Source organism: Vibrio sp. 1557 (assembly GCF_033340175.1).
In the GTDB taxonomy this organism is placed as follows: domain Bacteria; phylum Pseudomonadota; class Gammaproteobacteria; order Enterobacterales; family Vibrionaceae; genus Vibrio; species Vibrio alginolyticus.
The window spans coordinates 1-1,591 of record NZ_JAWOVZ010000091.1; the positions used below are offsets into that span (position 1 = coordinate 1).

The 1,591-nt window shown below is 49.6% G+C and carries 2 protein-coding genes; both read right to left on the minus strand.

Annotated features, from left to right (window positions below):
- On the minus strand, nucleotides 1-598 hold a 598-nt coding region (galK, locus tag R7070_RS24845), incomplete at its 3' end, for a galactokinase (protein ID WP_318141354.1).
- Nucleotides 599-707: 109 nt separating this feature from the next.
- Nucleotides 708-1,591: UDP-glucose--hexose-1-phosphate uridylyltransferase (locus R7070_RS24850; protein WP_318141355.1), on the minus strand; the 884-nt coding region annotated here is incomplete at its 5' end.

Below are 1,591 nucleotides of genomic sequence, written 5' to 3' on the forward strand. Positions count from 1 at the left end.
CTGCTTCAGTTTCAAGGCTACGGCAATCTAATAGCATCGCATGATTTTCACGCCCTTCCGCTGAAATCATTTGATCCATGATGCCGCAGTTGCAACCGACGAATTCGTTCTCAGCTTGCTGACCGTTTAACGCAATTTCGGCTTGGCTGATCTCAAGATTGAACAGCACTTTGAACGTCTGGCCAATCACCACTTCCAACGCCGCCGATGAGCTCAAACCCGCGCCTTGAGGTACGTTGCCGCTGACTGAAATATCCGCCCCAGTAAACTGGTAGCCACGCGCCAGAAGACACTTCACCACGCCGCGAATGTAGTTCGCCCACATTTTGTCTTGCTGGAAGGTAATGGCTTGCGTGATATCGAATTCGTCCACTGCGTTACCGTAATCGACCGACACCACACGCACGATATTGTCTTCACGCTTTGCCGCCGCCACGACCGTTTGGTAGTTAATGGCACACGGTAGGACAAAACCATCGTTGTAATCGGTGTGCTCACCAATCAAGTTAACACGACCAGGCGCTTGAATAATATGGCTAGGTGCGTAGCCCAACACTTGCTCAAATGACGCTTTCACATTTTGGATAAGTTCAGACATAGGGACGTTCTCTTAAAATAGTAATTTGTGTGGGATAGCGCGTTGAGCCTAACTTTCTATCTGTAAAGTCGCGCTATCCCGTTATTCGTAATCAGTCCAATTTAAAGACTTAGCATTCTTTGTAGTGGACATCACTCACATCACGCAGACGCTGCGCCGCTTGCTCTGCGGTGAGGTCACGTTGGCTTTCTGCCAGCATTTCGTAGCCCACCATGAACTTACGAACCGTGGCACTGCGCAGTAGTGGCGGATAAAAAAGTGCATGAAGCTGCCAATGGTCGATGTCTGTGCCTTCGTCAAAAAACGGCGCGTAGTGCCAGCCCATCGAGTAAGGGAAAGAGCATTGGAATAAATTGTCGTAACGGCTGGTCAGCTTCTTAATCGCTCGCGCCAAATCGTCTCGTTGCTCATCGCTGAGTTCGCTCATGCGACGAATGTGCGTTTTCGGCAACAACATGGTTTCGAACGGCCAAGCAGCCCAGTAAGGCACCACCGCCAGCCAGTGTTCGGTTTCCACCACAATGCGTGAACCGTCTTTGAGTTCCGCTTGTACGTAATCCACCAGCAAGTTGCTGCCGTGTTCTTGGTAGTAGGCTTTTAGGTTGTGCTCTTTACGCTCGATTTCATTTGGTAAGAAGCTGTTCGCCCAGATTTGACCGTGCGGATGAGGCTGAGAACAGCCCATGGTTTCGCCTTTGTTTTCGAACGCCTGAACCCAAACGTACTCTTTGCCGAGCTCTTCAATTTGCTCATTCCATGTATCAATCACATCCCGAATTTTATTCACTGGTAGTTCTGGCAACGTTTTGCTGTGATCCGGTGAGAAGCAGATTACTCGGCTCAAACCACGTACCCCCTGAGTTTTGAATAATGGGTTGTCCGACTCAGGTGCATCTGGTGAATCCACCATCAGCGCAGCAAAATCGTTATTGAACACATAGGTGCCTTGGTAGTCTGGATTAACATCGCCAGAGATACGTTCGTTGGTTGGAC